At 65.5% G+C, this 18,133-nt stretch carries 11 protein-coding genes; 3 read left to right on the top strand and 8 right to left on the bottom strand.

Annotation, left to right across the window (positions count from 1 at the left end):
- Position 1: 1 nt before the first annotated feature.
- Genes MZC64_RS10260 through MZC64_RS10250 form a run of 3 tightly spaced genes read right to left on the bottom strand, consistent with a single transcriptional unit; the run spans position 2 to position 11,798 of the window.
- Complete coding sequence (locus tag MZC64_RS10260) at positions 2-3,928, bottom strand: Eco57I restriction-modification methylase domain-containing protein (RefSeq protein WP_247763201.1); 3,927 nt, start codon at positions 3,926-3,928, stop codon at positions 2-4.
- The gene (locus tag MZC64_RS10255; protein WP_247763199.1) at positions 3,928-6,744 is read right to left on the bottom strand and encodes a helicase-related protein; all 2,817 of its coding nucleotides are present in this window, start codon (positions 6,742-6,744) and stop codon (positions 3,928-3,930) included. Before MZC64_RS10255 ends, MZC64_RS10260 begins: the two co-directional genes overlap by 1 nt.
- On the bottom strand, positions 6,741-11,798 hold the full coding sequence (locus tag MZC64_RS10250) for a DEAD/DEAH box helicase (protein ID WP_247763197.1): 5,058 nt from the start codon (positions 11,796-11,798) through the stop codon (positions 6,741-6,743). Before MZC64_RS10250 ends, MZC64_RS10255 begins: the two co-directional genes overlap by 4 nt.
- 829 nt (positions 11,799-12,627) lie before the next feature.
- Here MZC64_RS10250 and MZC64_RS48585 point away from each other — a divergent pair.
- Positions 12,628-13,257 (top strand): NucA/NucB deoxyribonuclease domain-containing protein, encoded by a 630-nt coding sequence (locus tag MZC64_RS48585; protein WP_247763195.1) that lies wholly within the window; start codon positions 12,628-12,630, stop codon positions 13,255-13,257.
- A complete protein-coding gene (locus tag MZC64_RS10240) occupies positions 13,254-13,766 on the top strand; it encodes a hypothetical protein (protein WP_247763194.1) in 513 nt (170 codons plus the stop codon). Before MZC64_RS48585 ends, MZC64_RS10240 begins: the two co-directional genes overlap by 4 nt.
- A 41-nt stretch (positions 13,767-13,807) precedes the next feature.
- Here the strand turns inward: MZC64_RS10240 and MZC64_RS10235 are convergent, their stop codons facing one another.
- Entirely contained in the window at positions 13,808-14,047 is a 240-nt protein-coding gene (locus tag MZC64_RS10235; RefSeq protein ID WP_247763192.1) for a hypothetical protein, read from the bottom strand.
- 87 nt (positions 14,048-14,134) lie between these two features.
- A complete protein-coding gene (locus MZC64_RS10230; protein ID WP_247763190.1) occupies positions 14,135-14,905 on the bottom strand; it encodes an NYN domain-containing protein in 771 nt (256 codons plus the stop codon).
- Between the two features lie 222 nt (positions 14,906-15,127).
- Between MZC64_RS10230 and MZC64_RS10225 the strand changes: the two genes are divergently transcribed.
- On the top strand, positions 15,128-16,093 hold the full coding sequence (locus tag MZC64_RS10225) for a hypothetical protein (protein ID WP_247763188.1): 966 nt from the start codon (positions 15,128-15,130) through the stop codon (positions 16,091-16,093).
- Between the two features lie 92 nt (positions 16,094-16,185).
- Here the strand turns inward: MZC64_RS10225 and MZC64_RS10220 are convergent, their stop codons facing one another.
- From MZC64_RS10220 to MZC64_RS10210, 3 genes are all read right to left on the bottom strand, one after another.
- A complete protein-coding gene (locus MZC64_RS10220; protein ID WP_247763181.1) occupies positions 16,186-16,533 on the bottom strand; it encodes a hypothetical protein in 348 nt (115 codons plus the stop codon).
- Positions 16,534-17,228: 695 nt separating this feature from the next.
- Complete coding sequence (locus MZC64_RS10215) at positions 17,229-17,486, bottom strand: helix-turn-helix transcriptional regulator (protein WP_247763179.1); 258 nt, start codon at positions 17,484-17,486, stop codon at positions 17,229-17,231.
- A 31-nt stretch (positions 17,487-17,517) separates the two neighbouring features.
- Complete coding sequence (locus tag MZC64_RS10210; protein ID WP_247763176.1) at positions 17,518-17,865, bottom strand: phosphotransferase; 348 nt, start codon at positions 17,863-17,865, stop codon at positions 17,518-17,520.
- Positions 17,866-18,133 lie beyond the last annotated feature (268 nt).

Raw genomic sequence — 18,133 nt, 5'->3', positions numbered from 1 at the left:
GCTACGACCTCCGGTCCGGGTGGCGCTGTCCCTGTCCGGGCGCGGGATCGAGCGGGCTGACGAACTCGCCTTCGACCATCGCGTCGTAGGCGGCGAGTACCAGCCTTTTGGTACGGAACTCGCCGTGCTGCCGTTCCTCGTTCTTGCGCACGACGAAGAACGAGTCGATGACGTGCTCGGCGTCGCTTCGATCAAGTCCGTACAGGTGCAGGTATGCGGCGTCCAACTCGGCGCGCAACTGTGCGCGTCGCTCCTCGTTCCATCGGAACGGAGGTCCGTCGTCACCGAGGTCCTGTCCGTATGGTTGGAGGTCCCATGCCGTGTACGACAATTCCAGGACGCGCGGAACCACCCAGTCCGCCAACGTCGCCGCATTGCCGCGCTGCCACGGAGCAGCGGCATTGTAGACGGACGGTGGAACGACGGGGAGTTGCTTGACCAGCGAGTAGATAACTGAGGCTCCGGAGAGTTTTTGGCGGGCACAGTAGTCGAGAACGAGCGCGGACAGGTTGGCTTGAAGTCCAGCAACTGGCTTCTCTCCGGGCAGGGCAAGCGGGAACTTGTGGCCTACGGCGGTGCGCGGGATAACTGTTGCGATTAGTGTCCGCTCATCAGTATCTTTCGCGATATCTCGCCAACCGAGCAACCAATGGTTGGGTGACCTTCCGGCCAGCGCGGCGTCAACGTCAGCCGCAGGGATCCAGTATCGCGGCCAAGCAACAGAGCCTGGGTCATCGTGTTGCTCGGGCGTGAGCCTTGGCAGCGTGCCCTTGTTGAGTTGAGCCTGTGTGGCCTCAGCATAGGTGGCGTAGCGATGGTCGAAGTGGTGTGTCATCTTGGCTTCGTACAGCGGAAGCATTGTCGCATTGCCTCGCATGAACGCGCCGTTGTTGGGTTGCCAGCCTTCGCTGCGTAGAGATGGTTCATCACGGAAACTACCCGAGTCGTTCGCCATGTCCAGCATCCGCTGAAATGAGACGTTCCACGGGTTTCCGTCGGCGAGTTTGTCGTGCCACAGCACGGGAAGGCGACCGTGGATGCCGATGGTGATTTCTGCGTCGCGTCGGCTCCGGAAGATCGGACTGGTTCCGCTGTTGGGGTTCACTTGGAGGATCTCAGACGGTTGGAGCGAGAACCGTCGGTCACCAATCTGATGAACGTGACGGGTGGAGAATGCAAAGGAGGCGGTTGGGATAGCTTGACCGCCCGTGGCGACGAGGACCGCGAAGCGAAACCTGTTGGTGACGCCGGGAAAGATCTTTGCTTCGTTCTCGAAGTCAAGGAAGGCGGCCAGGGTGCTGCTGTCTATGAGCCGACGGAAGAACGGCGCTGTAGTTTCGCCAGTGGCTATGCCGGTCGGAAGCACGACGCCAAGGCGTCCTCGTTTGGAGGTGAGAGCTAGCGAGGTTTCAGCGAACAGGGCATAGGTGTCGATGTCGCCGTGTCCTGTGAGCGGATAGCGGTCAGAGCCTCTGGCGAATAGGCTCGCTGCATCTGCGTCTCGAACGGCCGCTTGGTAAAGGCTCCATAGAGCGGGCCGCGCTGCCTCGAGCTTGCTGATCATTTTCTTGCGGGCAGCTGCGTTGGCGGCTTCGGCAATCTCAGGGGCGCTGACCGCGAAGTACTGTTGCTCCTTGAGCTTCAGTTTTCCCCATGGCGGGTTGCCGAGGATGCACGAGAACCCTTCGGGTAGCACGTCGGGGAACTCAAGATGCCAGTGGAAGAAATGGTACTTGTCGCGGAGTCGGCGCACCTGGTCGAGTTGGTCGGACGTGATCCCGGATGACCCCTGGTTGGTGATGCGGCGGATGTCACCCGCAGTGGGACCGGGAACGGCCTCTGGCTGGTGGTGCCAAAGGAAGGCGGCGCACCAGGCATCGGCCGCTAGTCGGGCTTGAGCCAGTGCTGGTTCTTCTTCCGCGGCCTGCCATGCAGCAGCCTTGGCGTGCACGTCGATCAATGTGTTTTCAGGGGCGTCAGCCAGCTCCTGGAACGCCCTGCCGAAGTCTTGCGATGGTGCACCGAATACGAGCTCCACCTGTTCGGAGTGGATGGTCTCATCGCGGTTGCGGCGCTTGCGCTTCGACAATGTGGCCGAGTCATCGCCGAGAAGGGGCGTGAAGGCTGCTTCTGGAAGGCCGTTGTCGATGAGTTCCGGCGTTGTCCCGAGTAGTGCGTTGCCGACCTTGATGTGGGCGTCGAGGAAGGACAGGGGACGACCTGGTTCGAGGGCTTCGAGCCAGAGCGCCACTTTTGCTAGCTCGGCGGCGAGCGGGTTGAGGTCGACGCCGTAGAGGCAGTGGCTGATGACGTCGCGCATGGCGTCGCGAAGCGCGGGTTCAGCAGGTTCGGCCTCGCCAGTTCGGTGCGCAGCGAGACGCCGCGCGATGCGTCGGCCGGCGGCGACGAGGAAATGCCCTGAGCCGCAGGCGGGATCGCAGACAGTGATGGCCAGTAGCGCGGCTTCGGGGTCAGGGCTTCTTGCTGCTTCGTCGAGCACCGGTTTCAGCGTCTCGTCGAGCAGGACATCGACAAGGTCCGAGGGGGTGTAGTAAGAACCGGTCTTCTTGCGGTCGTTTCCTGGTGCTACGTCGAGTGTGTAGCAGCCGGTCGCGGCGTCGTAGTCTGGGACGAGTTCGAGGAGTGATTCGTAGACGCTGCCGAGTTCTTCGGCGCCGAGGTTGCGGTAATCCACTGCTCGGGCCATGCCGGTCTCGTCGCGGGTGAGGGACAGGGCACGGACGGCGGCCAGGAGGTCGCGGTTGGTCAGGGCTGCGTCTTCCAGAGGTCCGAGCGCACCCTTGTCGTAGATGCCGCCGAGTCCAGGAAGGCCGAGCGCCGGCAGACCTTCTTCGTTGCCGAGGCCGCGGGTGATCAGGCGAAGTGCGGTCCATTGGTCGGTGTGGCGTTCGGTCGTGTGGCGGCGTTGGGCTTTGCGGCGTAGTCGGTCGGTGGAGAAGTGCTGGGCATACCGTCGTCGTTGTTCGGGTGTGGCTTTGTCGTGGTGGAGGAGGTTGCGGTCTTCGGCGACGAACAGGACGAGCAGTTGGTAGACCACACGCAGCACCAGCCGGTGGTAGTCACGTGGGGTGAGCGTGCCTTGGCGCAGTTGGTCCCGGAGCGCGGGTGTTGCGGTGAGGAATCCAGCACCGAGGATGTTGAGTGCCTGCCTGACTCCGGCGGAAAGGCGTTTGAGGGCACGGGTTCCGCGGGTGGTGGAATCTTCGCGCCACCGTTCTAGCCAGCAGGTGTTGGGGGCGGCTGACGGGTCTGGTTGCGGTTCGACGCGGCTGGCGTGGCAGAGCTGCCACATCAAGGTGAAGTCGGCGAAGACTTCGCCGTCGAGCATGCCGGCGAGGTCGAATTGGACGTATGCCTGGCGGACCAGTGCTGCCGAGTCGCGCAGCAGGCGTAGCTCGAGCCCGTTCGTGAGGATGCCCCACAGGTGGTCCTGGGAGCGGTTGAGGAGTTCTTGCATCATGGAGTGCGGTGCTTGGCGGGCGGCGCCGGGCACTCCGGGTGTGCGGTGGTCGAGGTTGACGCCAACTCCGAGCAGATGTAGCGGAGTCCGTTGCCACAAGTGGCTTAGCGGGTAGGTGGTGTCGGCGACGGCGAGGCCGCCTGCGGGGACGGCGGGAAGGCGTCCATAGCCGAGTTCGTCGAAGAGGACGCGGAGCCATTGGGAGCGGGTGGTTTCGACCTGATGGCCGGGATCTTCGCCGGGTGGAACGGTGCGTCGGAAGGCCAGCCAGGCTCCCCGGAGTCGTTCCCATGAGCGGTTGGCCGCTTCGCGCACCGTTTCGGACTCGGCGAGGCCGTAGGTGCTGGGTTTGAGTCCGTCGAGTTCGCCGGTGGTGATGGCTTCGAGGGTTTCGGGCGGAAGTAGACCGCCGACGGTGCGGATGGTGCTGACGGTGTGAGTGCGCATCAGATCCCCGCGGGCAGGTAGAGGTACACGCCAAGAATGTCGGCGGGGCGTTGGGCCGTCACGGTGAGTCCGCGGCGGATGAGTGCGCCGGTGCTGCCAGCGGCTTCTCGCACTCGGCGGTGGCTGGCGAGGAGTTCTGCGGCCAGTCGGTCTCCCTCGTCGTTCAGGTGCGGGGTAAGTCGGTCCAGGCGTGCTTGAACGCGACGAATGTCTTCGGCGGCGAGGTCGCGGGGGACGTTGCCTGCGGGCCGCGCATCCAGGAGCGCGGTGACCTCCTGGTCGGGCAGCCATTCGGGGGCGGCAGCAGTGCCGCGATAGGCCAGCAGGCGTGCTTCTTCCACGACCATTGAGCGTCGTTCGGTTGCGGTGGGCAGGGTCAGGTGCAGGCGGTAGCGCAGCAGGAGCAGCACGGTGCGCGTGTCGACGGCGTCGGTGAGGAGCACGCCACATCGCCGGGCGGGACGGTCGGTGCCCGCTTCGGGGTCGAGTGCGGTGTCGAGGACGTAGCGTGCGAGGGTTTCGACGGTGGGGTCAGTACGGGCTAGTACGGCCCCGCCGTCCGGTGCGGGTGGGGTTCGCACGAGCGGAAGATCGCTGGGGCCTCCGAGTTCCTCCCGCAGGGCGATGGGCAGCCCGTCCAGCGCAGCGATGTGCCCATCAGGTGTGGTGGTCAGGGTGGCTCTCAGCGAGCTGAGGGCGTCGACAACGAAGGTTTCGGTCTCGGCCGGGCCGCCGAGCGCGGCGCGGAGAGCGTCGACTTCTCGGGAGACTTCATCAGGTTTGATCTGTTCTTGGGCGAACAGGCTACGGGAGCGTTTCTCGCGTTGAGCTGCGTCATCCCACCGCTGGTGCAGACTGGTGCGCGCGGTCTCCTCGACCCCTTCGAGTTGGAGTTGGCCGCCGGTCTCGGCACGCAGCACGCCTTCCAGCACAGCTGTGAGGACGGCATCGCTGTCTTGCGGGATGGGAACGGCGACCCCGGTGTCGGCTTGGATGGCGCGGTGGCGGCGGAGCAGCACGTCAAGGACGAGGCCGTCGATGCCGTTGTCTTCGCCGTAGTAGGTGATTGCGTAGACGTTGGTGGCACGTTGTCCGAATCGGTCGACGCGGCCTTCACGCTGTTCCTGGCGAGTGGGGTTCCAGGACAGGTCGTAGTGCAAGACTGCTGTGAAGTGGTCTTGGAGGTTGACGCCTTCGGACAGACAATCGGTGGCCACGAGGACGCGGCGTTCGGCTTTGCCGAGTTCGGCGACGCGGCGTTCGCGTTCTTCCGGTGGTTGCGCGCCGGTGACCCAGGCGACTTCGACGTCCGGTAGGGCTTGGCGTAGCGCTGTTCCGACGTACTCGGCGGTGGCGATGTAGCGGCAGAACACCACGATGGCGTCGCCAGCCTCGACTCGGTCGCGGACGAGCCCGATGCCCTTCTTGAGTTTCGCGTCCCGAGCGCCACGCAGGCGATCGGCATCCTTGGCCAGGCGCAGAAGGCGCGCCCGTGGGGTGTCTTCCGCGGGAAGCGCCCCGGCTGTGGTATCTCGGCCGTCGATGGCTTCGTCTTCGTCCGGGAGGTCCAGGACGCCTGCCTGGCCTCGGATATCGGCTTCCTCAACGCTCGTCACGTCGTCTTCGCCGCTGCGATTGCGCAGGGTCGCGGCGGCAGCGGCCGGTGATGAGGCCATGGCCCTGAGCAGCGCGAGGATCGACCACCAGCGGACCCGTTGGTGCACCGGGCCTCCGGCCGAGTCGCGCACCGTCTCGCGTGCGTAGCGCAAGACCTGGTCGAACAGCTTTCGGTAGTCCGGCGTCAGCCGGTAGGTGTCCTCCAAAGCGATGCGGGTGGGGAACGGGGTGTCTTCGTCGAGGTAGGTCTTGATGTCGCCGCGTTGGCGTTGTACGACATGGCGGGCGATGCGTTCACGGTCTCGGCGGCGCGCATCGCCGGACAGGTCTTCGGGCAACTCCGCGAGAGACCTGTCCAGCAACCCGAGGAGCGCGCGGAACGCTTCTGACTTGCCGCTGTGCGGGGTTGCGGTAAGCAGCAATAGATGCCGGTCAGGGTCGGCGGCCAGACGAGACAACAATGTGTAACGCTGCTGACTGGCGCGAGCGGTGCGCCCGTCGGCGGCACCGACGCACGTGTGGGCTTCGTCGACGATCACTAGCCCAGGACAAGCCCGGATGAACTCGTCGGCGCGTCTGGTCGACTTGATGAAGTCGGTGGACACCACCGTGTACGGGTAACGCTCGAACAGCGACTCTCCAGGTGGAAGGTCGCGTTCCAGGCGTCCGGCGGTGGAGGGCAGTACCAGTTCGGCATCGAGCCCGAACTTGTCGGCCAGTTCCCGTTGCCACTGTGGGGCCAGCGCGGGGCTGCACATGACGGTGAATCGGTCAACGCTGCCCTGGGCGAGCAATTCAGCCACAACGAGTCCGGCTTCGATGGTCTTGCCGACACCGACGGCGTCGGCGATCAAAAGCCGTACCGTGCCCATGCGCAGCGCCATCAGCAGCGGCACCAGTTGGTAAGAGCGGGGGCTCACGGCGATCTGTGCGAGACTGCGGAACGGGCCACCGCTGGAACGGAACCCCAGCCGTAGCGCGCTGCGGAGTAGTCGTGCGCTGACCGCGTCACCGAGGTCGTCTGGGTCCGGCGGTGCGAAGGTCGCGGATTCGACTGGCTCGAGGTCGGGCAAAACCCCGGCGATGTCGTCCGCACCGCCGCCCAAAGGTCGCAGTAGCAGCAGATCATGGGTGCTGTCGGGCAGCACTACCCAGTCGCGGCCACGGGCTCGCACCAGGGAACCAGCTGCCCAACTCACGAACGTCCACCTCCGAAAACGGTCGGCATCCTGTCGATGGCCGCAGCCCAGTCCTCGCCCGCGCGGAGCCGCAGAGCGTGCCATCTTGGGCGGGCCAGCAGCCGTTCCTCGGCATCCTCGTCGGTCAAGGGGTCGTTCTGGTCGTCGTCGATGAACACGCCGTACCGTCCGATATCCAGGTCGTACACGAAATGCGGTCGGGCTTGTGCGTCTTCGACGAATACGTCGGTGGCGTCCGGGAGCCGCGCACCCCTGGCAAGTAGCAATTGAATGAACGGGTGGTCGCTCGTCGTGCCGTTGGGAGGGGTCAGGGGCGCGACGGTGCCTGGAGCGGGCGCCGCAGGGACGGTGGTGGCATCGGCCAGGTCTCGCAGCATCGTCACGATCGAGTGGCGGTCAAGCAGGATGTGGTCGGGTTGGTTGCCGTAGGACAGCAGGCAGTCGTAACAGGCCCGTTCGCAGCGCTCGGTGCCGGGTTGAGCGGAGCCTCGGTCGTGACCGTCCTGATCGAAATGCAAGATGTCGAGCGCTTCACGGGCGACGAGTCCGAGGTCGTAATGTTCGCCGGCGACGAGGTTGCGCAGTACACCGGCTCCGCCTTCGGCGGACTCGTACAACAGGATGCGGCGTCGTTCTCGGTTATTGGGCAGGGCTTCGGCGGCGAGTTCGTTGTCTTCGAGGTCGAACCCGGCTTGGATGCCACGTTTGAGCGCCCACTGCAAGGTGGCCAGCCGCTCCGGGGAGATCTGGTCCGACCAGTGCACGACCAGGGTGTTACGGCGGTCTTCGACGAACGGAATGACCAACTCGGGTGGCACACCCGCCGCTGCGGCGGCGGCGCGTCCTTGGCGGTTCTGTCGGGGCCGTGGCTCCCACCGTCCGGTGGTGGGGTTGATGAAGTAGCCGTCGGGCGTGCCAGGGGCTCGCCGCCGCAGACCGATGTTCATCCTGCGGATGGTGGCGGTGTCGGCGTAGGTCAGCCGCGCGAGCTCGCGCCCATCCGCGGTCACCACCCGAGCTTCACGTCGAGCATCGGGTCCGGTAGTCGGCAGCCCGACCGCAGTGACCAAGTCGAAGCCCTGGCGGCGGCGTTCTTCCTCGTCAGAGGAGATGCGCTCACGGCGGCGGGTGGTCGCGGTGGTCATGCGCAGCAGGTTCGGGACGGATGCTCCGAGGTCGGCATGGCAGATGGTGCACCGGTCATCGGAGTCGTTCCACAGCGTGCCGCAGTGTTGGCAGCGCTTGGCTCGCTCCAGTGCTAGCCGGCCGTCAGCATCGCCGCGAGACGGCAGCGACACCTTCACCACCTCGTAGCGGGCGCCCTCGTGATAGACGAAGGCACCCGGCCCGAACTCGCTGATTGCCAAGAATCGCGGTCGTGAAAGGTAGTCCCCCTCCCGGCGGCGGCCTCCCGCTCGCGCGGGGATGAATGCCGACACGGGCAGCCGGGGGAATGAGTAACCGGGAAGGAACCCTTCGGTGGCGAAGTAGCGGTAGCTGTAGAAGTCGCTGTAGCCCAGCTCATCGGACTCGTTGCGCAACAGGTTCAGCTTGGTGGCGGCTTCGAGATACTGCGCCCTGGCACTGTTGACGGCATCAGCCGATGCAGCGGCGTCGGTGAGTACCCGGTTTGCCGCCGCCATTTCTGCGCGCGCCGCTCGGAAAGCATCGCGCCAGCGGTCACAGGCGCGGTCGAATTCCTCGACGGCCTCTTCGACTGTGCGCCGGATCCAGTCCTCGTCGAACCACGGCGCGTCGGCAATCTCCTCGACGGTGCCCAGCACCTGGCGAGCCCGACGCAGCGCCCGTTCAGCTGCGGCGGGATTTGACATGGTGTGCCGCACTGTTGGGTCGAGTTCCAGACTGGGGTCGTCACCGCCGACGTCCAGCAATTCCACCAAGGACCTTCCTAGCGGCTGGTGTGTCTCCGCAAGCCAGATCGCGTGGATGTGTGAGCGCACGAGGTCGGCGTTGGCAAGGTCGAGGCGTGGCGGTGCGACGGCGCCAGCCACCATCCGCTCGGAGCGGTGGAAGTAGTACTGATCGTGCGCGCTACCGGTGGTGCAGTAGGTGACTACGATCGCGGGTTGTCCGGCACGACCTGCGCGGCCAGACCGTTGGGCGTAGTTGGCCGGGGTCGGGGGAACGTTGCGGAGCACGACCGCGTTCAGCGTGGCGATATCAACGCCTAGCTCCATCGTCGGAGAGCAGAACAGGGCTTGCAATCCAGCATGACGGAAGGCTTCCTCGCGCTGTTCGCGGATCGGGGCTGGGACCTGCGCGGTGTGTTCAGCCGACCGCAATCCCGTCAACCCGGTTGCGAGGGTGCGGTAGAAGTCGACAAAGTACGGGTTGGGAACGGCGCCGGTCTCACCCGGCGCGCTGCGCAGAGGGTCCGGGGCGCGCGTAACGCCATCGCCAGCCAACCATCGCAGTGCAGCCGCAGTGAGCTGGTACGCGCGTTCTCCCCGATCTTCCTCGACGACCGTGACCAGACCGTAGAGCGCCAGCGCGTCGAGCATTCCGACGATGGTCAGCTCCGTGTCGGCCGCTGAAATCCGTGGCCCGTCTCCCCGCAACTGGCGGCGCAGGTACCGGCCGTAGGCAGACAGGCCGGAGATGAACGCATCGCCCCTAGTGTCGTCCTGCCGTCGGGAGCGCGGCCAAACCCGGCCAGCGAGAAATCGCTCCTCCTCCGCGATCGTCCAGGGATCACGCAAGTGCTGGTCAGAGAGATTGCGCACGACCTCGAAGCCGTCGGCGGTCAAGGCTGCCACCCGGATGGCCAGCGAACGGCGCATCTCGTCCAGCAGAACACGGGCCAAGGACTCGCGTTGCTCGGCGGACACATCGGCCAGCAGGCCACCGCGCCAGACCTCCGCATCGGTGCAGGCTTCGTCCAATGCGACGTAGTCGATCCTCAACAGGGCCGACTGTTCGAGGTTGGGCATCGTGATCCGCCAGCCACGCTGCAGATCCTGATAGAGCCGATAGGCGACCGCTTCACGAAGTGCCCGTTCGGCTTCTTGCCGTGCCAGCCCACGCACCTCCGGTTGGAGCGCGTATTCCTCGCGCGGCAGCCCGAGCGCCTGAACGACCGCGCTGGCCATCGTGTCGTGTCGCAGCCCATCCGGGCCGGCGTCGGTCACCGCCCGGTGCAGCGCGCTGCGTAGCAGTCCGACTTGGACGAAGTCGTTGAAGTGCCCTGCCTGTAGTGAGGCGTCCTGGCGATTGTCGGTGAAGGACAGCACCTTCCGCGCGTCGTCGGGGAGTTCCTCCCCCCGTAGCGCACGCACCAGGCTCGAAGCCAACACCGTCGTCGCTGAGCTTCGGCCCTCGGAGCCGAGGCTGGACAACTTCGCGAAGTCTTGCTGACGCGCGGATTCGTAGGACACGCGGCAACGCAGACAGAATCGGAAGGGCGCCGACACGAAAGCAGCAGGGACACCGCCATGCCCTTGCACATCCTCGCGTCCATCCGGCTGCACCAATACCCGGTCCGGCAGGTGGTCAGCCTTAGTCGGATCGACTTGCTCCGCGCCGGGACGACCGACCAGCCATCCATTGGGAAGCCGCTCCATCACCTCGGTCATGTCAGTGGGCCACGGCGTCGTGGTGTCCACGTACAGGTAGCCAGCACGGGCATCGCCTGCCGCGTCGTCGGGTAGCCGGGGCCGAAACCCGTCCGATGTGCGGATGACCGACAGGTACTCTTGGCCACATTCCCGGCAAAACGCGAGCGGAGCGAGAACAGCGTCCGGGCGGCCCGGCACCGCGAGCTGATAGCGGGTAGTGAGATAGCGGTCGGCCTCTGGCTCGATCGAGCAGTAGACAGTGTCGCCCTTGCCGATGAACTGGTGCAGGCGGAACGCGAAGAGGGACCGGCCGAAATCGTCGAGCTGTTCGGCGCCGGCCAGCAGCACCTGTCGCAGCGCTGCCGTGCATGTGTCGCTATCCAGCTTCGTGCGACGAGCCAGGTCCGTGGCCGCGTCGGACAGTTTGGTGGGAGGTTGGCGGACGAGTCGCCTGTCGACCGTCGTCACGCCGAATGTGGACTCGGCCCACGCAGCCAATGGATCGTCTCGGAGATCCTCGGCGCCCCCCACGTTCTCGACGGCGGCACGTAGGGCGTCGTCGTCCGGGTCGGGGTTGCTGCGGGTGGCCCGGCGCAGTGTCTCGCCGATCACGTGCTGCGGTTCTACGCGCGTGCCGAACAACCGCTCGGCGACCTCGGCGATCGCGGCACGCTGTTGATCCAACGTGCCCGGCCCGGCGAGCGTCGCGGAAGTGCCGACGTACTGGACCGAGGGGCTGCCGCACGCATCGCGTACACGCCTGACCAGCATCGCGACGTCCGCGCCCTGACGACCGCGGTAGGTGTGCAACTCGTCGAGCACGAGGAACCGTAGTTCCCCAGCCTGATCGACCAGCCGGCGTCGCTCATCCGGGCGGGTCAGCAGCAGATCGAGCATCACGTAGTTGGTCAGCAGCACGTCCGGTGGATGCTGGAGGATCCGTTCCCGCTGCTCGTCGCTCTCCTGGCCGGTGTAGCGGGCGAAAGTCACTCGTCGATCGGTGTCGCCCAAGAACTTGGCCAGCTCCAGCTCTTGGCTGTTGGCCAGCGCGTTCATCGGGTAGACGACGATGGCGCGTACACCACGGCCGCTGCCTTCGCGCAGTACGTGGTCAACGATCGGAACGAGGTACGACAGGCTCTTGCCCGAACCGGTGCCGGTGGTCAGCACGTAACTCGCACCAGACTGGGCCGCGGCTACCGCGTCCCGTTGGTGCTGGTGCAGTTGCAAGCAGCGGCCCCCCACCTGGAAGATCCGGACGCACTCGGGATGCAATACCCCGTCCGCAACCAGCTGCTGAACGTCTCCACCCTCGGCGAACGCGGGGTTGAGTGACAGCCACGGCTCCGGCCACAGCAATCCGGCTTCGAGCTCGCGGTCGACCAGACTGCGGACCCGCTCGTCGCGGACTCGGAGGAACCCGTCAACGTAGCGGCGGTAATCACCAACGAGTCGATCACGCACCGCGAAAACATCCACCGTGTCCCTAACCCCCGATTCCATCCCGTGGCGAACTCCAGCCTCAACAGAGAGTAGTAGCGCAGTCCGACAAAACGAGCGACCACGACCCCCGCAAAGGCGCCGGGTCCTGGGCAAAGCCCCCTGAATGGCCCAGTCCGCGGCCCGCGCCTCGGTTCTCATACCGCACGGCCGAGTTTCCTCTGATCGCCGAACTCCTCGCAGTGACCCGGGTGCGGGTCAGCAAAGTCTGTCGCCCCAGGTCAGAGGGGGTGTGACCGGCGCCGAACGCATCCGAACAGGGCGCGATCGGCAGAGACGTTCGGGGCGTGGGATTCTGGTCAAATCGGGCATCAACCGCTCATGCGAGGGCGAGGCAACGCCAGGGTTGACGCAACACCCCTCCGAAGGCGGTCAATCTGCCCAAAACCGCTGGTCAGGCGCCATGGACGCAGGAGCAGCAGGGGTAAGCGGACTCAGCTGAGTCTTTTGACCGGATCGACCCGAGCGGCTGTGAGATGCCCATAACGGTCGTCAGCGGCGTCACATCGGCGCACAACTCCAGCGGCAGCACGACTCACCTTATCGAACATATGCGCGAGCAAGGTGGTGGCTCGATGACGTGGGCAGATCGTTGATCACGGCGTCGCCGGCCTACTTCGCACTGGATGACGCTCGCACGCGGTTGAGGATGGGGCCGTCATGCGGCTCGTACGGCTCGTCGTCCAACTCGGCCAGTCCGAGCTGAGTCGGCTGCTGGTCAAGCGCCAGATCGCATGACTGCCTGACATAGCGAGGCTCACCCAGTTAGCGGATAGTCACGGTCAGTAGCAGCAATGAGGATCTTTCTGTGGCTACCAAGACCAAGGGTGGACTGCTGTTACCCGTCCTGATCGTTGCTGTGGTGGCCGTGGTCGCCGTTCCGGGATTGCGAGACAAGGCTCTTGGCTTGTTCAGTGGTCTCACCGGCGGCACAGAGTTGGTGGGAACGGGTGAGACTCAGTTCATGGTCGCCTCATCGGCGGCATCCCAGGTGCACAAATGCACCCCGCAACAAGGGCTGGCCGACCAGCAGTGCGACGACCTGAAGTTCGTGATCTTCGATGCGGCGCGAATGCCGTTCATCACACGCAATATCTCGACGGCATGGACAGCGGGCAAGCCAGGCGTGCTGACGAAGGATGCGACCGCGGAAGCTGCCAACCGCAAACAAGTCTGTCTGGCCAGCTTCCCCAGGCCGCACGGCGGGCAATGCGACGAGTTCCCCTTCGCTGCTACTCGTCAGGGTGGAGCTGGCGCACAGGAGCATGAGGTTCCCGCACGGGAAAACCAGTGCCAGGGCGGCACTCTGTCCACCCGGTATCGTGCAGCCGGGATCAAGGATGGGGATGACTTCCTCGTGGTCATCATCCACCCGGACCAGATCGCCTCCGGCCCGTTCCAGGGGATCGACATCGCGAAGGACCTGACCTGCGGATGACTCAGCCCACCGTGACGACTGACCTGGACGTCGAGATCAACCATGGCCAGGTCTACATCTACGCGCAAGCTCCCTGGGCTGACGATCCGAGCAACAACGCTGTCTTGCGAGCACTGGACGACGCGCGGCAGTCAGGTCGATTCGTCGGCGTGGCAGATGCGCTGATTGATCTAGTGACCCCGGTCCAGTGGAATTTCCACGCGCCGATGCGGATCGAGATCTGGTCTCTTGAACCTCCCGCGGACGACGATGCCTGGGATCAGGTGGTGGACGTCGACCTCGACGTGCCAAACGGCAGGCTGTGGTTCGAGGGGTCTGGTGGGCGTGAGCCGATTCCCTGTGATGTGCCGGCAGGCACCTACCGCGCCCGCGTGTCGGGGCGCGGTTACACCGAGGCGGCTGATGGTGCCGAGGGGCTAGATTCGTACCGACTTCGGCTGTGGCCCCGTGGCGATGAGACCTCGCCAGCCCTTCGGAGGGGCTGGCCAGGCTGGCAGAACATCACCTGACCTGCCGCTCGCTCATCCGTCCACGTCGTGGATAACTGGTATCACGCAGTGCGCCAGGGCCGGTCCCGGTTCTGCATTCTTCCCAGGAGTTGTGTGTAGTAGCCGTCGTCGCGAGCTTGCGCGTAGCCGCCTTGGGCTGCCGAGCGGTTGCCCAGTAGCGACCACGCTGCGCTCGCCGCGTCGCGAACTCCGGGGTCGCCACCGTGGCCTTGAGAGATGTCGGAGAGAAGGGCGAGGAGCGCTTCGGTCTCGTCGCCGCTGAGCAGCGTGTCGGCGTCCAATGGTCCGCGGCTAGACATTTTCGCCTTCCTAGAGCTGTGGCCTCAAGATCAAGGCCAGGGTGTCGGTTCCGGCAGGCGGCCCGTGGCCTACTCATCGGACCGGCGTCGCGTGTCGCGGGTGTAAATGACTGCTGACTTGCCGTCGCCGGGGCTACGGCGATCCAGCTCGAACAGTGTGGTCGCGGTGATCAGGTCGCTGAGCTTGGCATAGCCGTAGTTGCGGGAGTCGAAATCCGGGCGTTGCTTGGTGATGATGTTGCCTACGGATGCGAGCGGAGCCCAGCCGTCGTCGTCAGAGGCCGCCTCGACGGCGTTGCGGAGCTGGTTCACCAGCGCGGTGTCTGCCTTGAGCTGTGCGGCGGCCGTGGCGGCTTTCGGCTTGGGTACGGCTTCCGGCGGTGCGGTGGGACCGTGGGCGTACGTGAGGTTCTCGGTGTAGATGAACTTGTCGCACGCCGCAACGAACGGCTGGGGTGTCTTGCGCTCGCCGAATCCGTACACGGTAAGGCCGGACTCGCGCAGTCGCGCGGCGAGTCGGGTGAAGTCGCTGTCGCTGGAGACGATGCAGAATCCATCGAAGCGACCCGAGTACAACAGGTCCATCGCGTCGATGACCATCGCCGCGTCAGTGGCGTTCTTCCCGGTCGTGTAGGCGAACTGCTGAATGGGCTGGATCGACTGGGCCAGCAGCTGGTCCTTCCACCCCTTGAGACTCGTGCCGGTCCAGTCGCCGTACGCGCGTTTGACATGCGCTGTGCCGTACTTGGCGACCTCGGCCAGCAAGCCTTCGGTGATCGACGGCCGCGCGTTGTCCGCGTCGATCAGCACCGCGAGCCTGGCTGCGTTCTCGCCGGCCATGGATCATGCACCCCCTTGTAGTCGTCGACCCCTGCGGTGGCAAGGCGCCAGCCCTGCGCCACCGACCCCGTTGGATCATCCACGGCCGGGTGGTTCGCTCCGATGAGCCACCCCGCTGACCAGCCCGCATGTCACTCGTTACCGTGACACGCGCGCCGCGAATGCGCACGCGACAAAACGCCTGGTCATACGGTCTCTCCCGAGACCGCACAGAGGAGTTCCATGTCCGCCAGCAGCACGTCGTACCTGGCGTTCGTGCCCCAGCACGCGCCCACCACGCACAGCGTGCTGGCCATGATCGATCGTGGTGATGGAGCCGAGGCCGAGACGCTGGTCAGCTTTTCCGATGCCCCGTCGGCCACCATGCTGGCCGCCGCACTCAACGGCTTCCTGCTGCACCAGGTCACCGCCGAGCGGCGTCTGGAAGCGGTGCTGGACGGTGCACCCGATCCGGTGCGGAAGGCGGTCTCCGCGCTGCTGCCTGTCCTGGCCACGGCCACCGCCGATGACCCGGCGGCCCTGCGAGTGGCCCGGCAGCTCCCGACTGTCGGAGACGGTGGCTTTTTGCTGTTCCCGACGACCAACTGCCCTGGCCGGTGCGAGTTCTGCGGGACGTGTCGTGACGATTGCGTCGGCTGCTCGGAGTGCGTCGACGGCGGGTGCGAGGTCTGCCTCCCGGTGACGCTGACACCGCGCACGGCCGCGGTGCTCGGCCATGCACTGGCCATCCTCGCCGACGAGGCGTACGACTACATCTACCGGATCGGATTGTGCCGCGACGGAACGCCCGGCCCGCTGGGCGCGGTGGTCCCCTGCGTCGCCGACCAGGACGAATGGCTCCTTCGCCGCTACGCTCGCGCCTTCGATGACCTCGGCTCGGATCTCCAGATCGGCCGGTTTCCCACACCGACCTGCACCGCCGAGGAGATCGCGCTCGACCTAGCGATCCAAGATGCCGAGCGGCTCTACCACGACGAAGACGAACTCATCGCGGATTTGGAGACCGAGCTACCGGCCTCGCGATCTGACTACAACTGGGACACCCTGCAGGACGTTCTGTTCCAGGACAAGGACTACGAAGGGCTGCTCAGCTACCGCATCCCGCTCGAATGTGACGAGGCCGAGCGGTGGTTCGAGGAGTTCGGCAATGTTCCGCCGCGCGACCGTCATCGTGGCTTCCGCCGATAGCTGTTGCCCTGTTCGCCGTCCGGCGCGCCTTCTGGCGAATGACCTTGTCTTGAGATCGCTAAACGCCCTGGTGACGACGGCCGGCCGCGGACTCACAGCCGTCGCAAACCGTCCAAAACTCGCTGGAGGAACCCGAGATTCGGCTCGGTGCTCTGCCGTATCGCCCGCGTCGCTGCGGCTCTCTCGTTCGCGAAATCGGCGTCACTGGTCTCGTCTGGTGGCTCGTCGTCGAGCCTCCCGACACGCGGCAGGTACGCGGTGACTGCGTCGTGCAAGTCGCCCTTCGGCGGGAACAAGAATTCTGTTGGCATGGTTGGGTTGTCATCGCCAGGAACGAACCGATGCAGCCCGACATACTCATCCGGAGGGTCGCGGATGAGCGGTTCTCCGGTGTCGGCGTAGCGGCGAACACGCGCGCCATGTGCGGCATCGGCGGCCACGCGGTCATCGCCGACGCCTCACCCATCTAAGCGGGCGAAGACCTGTGTCGTAGTTGGGAGCAATCATGGTTGCGGCAACGCTCTCCGGGCGTCGTCGCCCTTATTGTCCGTCGTGTCAGATCTACCGTGCTGTCAACGCAGTGAATCGTTCATGCGCGAGAGCTTCCAGAGCGCTGATGCGGCGGGCATGAGGCGCCGATGCGGCGGCGAGCGCAGTGACCTGCGGATTATCCCAGCTGTAGGTGGACATATGCGCGGGTTGGCGGCAACGATGGACCTGTCCGAGTCCCAATGAACGAGACGACCTGGCCCGACGCGAAACGGTCAAGTCCTGTGTCGTACACGTAACGCTTGCCAGCCAACGGGTCTGATGTAGTCCGGATGATCGGCGGGGATGATCAGCGTCGCTTCGGGATCGTCACTTAGCCGTTTTTCGTTCGCCCATCGGACTTGTGCGGACGAAAGGGCAGGTGGTCGAAAGTAGACTTGCCGGTTGGCGCGCCATGCTCGCGCTTGCGCCACTGCCAGGAACGCCAGCAGCGCAACGAGTAGTGAACCGAATGCGCAGCCAGCCACAATCCACGCGACCGCCATCCCGACGTCTAGTTCCTCGCGGACGTGACCGAGGTGGCGACCTGCGCTGCGGGCCGTGGCATCGACCTGAGCCAGCGGCGTAGAAGTCCAATCAGGCCCAGTCACCTCGGCCAGCTTCGCTGGCGCAGCAACAAACCCTTGGTCAGTGAGCTGGTAGTAGCGGCGACGTGGCCGACGGGGTTGGCTGGGTCAGCGTCTTCCCAGCGGGAGCACACCAACCCTGCGGTCTGCAATCGAAGGAGGATCGGGTAGGTCGTTCCGGGCATTCGCCTGGTTCGTTCGTAGATCTCCAGGCCGTACAGTTCTTTGTCCGGCTCGGCAAGGAGAGCGCTCAAGACGGCTCGAGTTTTCTTCGTCATCGGGGCACCTCTGCGTGGGCTGGAATGGCGGCTATCCGTGGTCGCCTGTAATCAGGCTTCGGGTGCGGTGTAGCTGCTGCTCGAGTGCGGACGCATTGGTGTCGCGTCGTTTCCACCGGACGGCCAACCAGCGCAGGGCGGCGGTGCGGCGCGCGGCGACGAAACGGCGGCGCGCCTGGCCGTCGGTGACCCCGAGCTCTGGAAGGAGCGCGAGCCACAGGTCGTCGTCGATCGCACGCGCGCTGGGATGCTCGATGAGTTCCGCCGCGTCGTAGGCAGCGTCGGAGTGTCCTGCGAATTCCCAGTCCAGGGCGTAGATGGTGCCGATGAAGTCGTGCCAGTGCCAGTTGTCGAGGTTGCCGTCGCCGTGGGAGAGCACACGTGGGGCCGGTTCGGCGAGCCACGGCGGCGTCGCCGCGGTCGTGCCAGGTCCCGATCATCGCGGCCATGTCGCGGCTGAGCGGTTCGTCGGGGTACTGGCGGAGTCGCTCGGGCCACGTGGTGATGCGCCGGATGAAGTCGCTCGCCGAGTCCAGTCGGCCCAGGCTGGCGAACGGTCCGAGCGGAACCTGGCGGATCTGGTCGAGGGCGGTGACCATCGCGGGGAGGGCGGTGCTCGGCCTGTCCAGCGCGGTGATGGGCCGTCC

Origin of the sequence: Crossiella sp. S99.2, assembly GCF_023094165.1 — a bacterium.
Taxonomy (GTDB): domain Bacteria; phylum Actinomycetota; class Actinomycetes; order Mycobacteriales; family Pseudonocardiaceae; genus Crossiella.
This window is presented reverse-complemented; position numbering and strand designations above follow the sequence as displayed.

Excerpts from the sequence above, each read along its gene's own strand:
- MZC64_RS10260 (WP_247763201.1), bottom strand. The coding sequence starts at position 3,928 with ATGCGCACTCACACCGTCAGCACCATCCGCACCGTCGGCGGTCTACTT.
- MZC64_RS10240 (WP_247763194.1), top strand. The coding sequence starts at position 13,254 with ATGACTCAGCCCACCGTGACGACTGACCTGGACGTCGAGATCAACCAT.
- MZC64_RS10225 (WP_247763188.1), top strand. The coding sequence starts at position 15,128 with ATGTCCGCCAGCAGCACGTCGTACCTGGCGTTCGTGCCCCAGCACGCG.
- MZC64_RS10215 (WP_247763179.1), bottom strand. The coding sequence starts at position 17,486 with ATGACGAAGAAAACTCGAGCCGTCTTGAGCGCTCTCCTTGCCGAGCCG.
- MZC64_RS10230 (WP_247763190.1), bottom strand. The coding sequence starts at position 14,905 with ATGGCCGGCGAGAACGCAGCCAGGCTCGCGGTGCTGATCGACGCGGAC.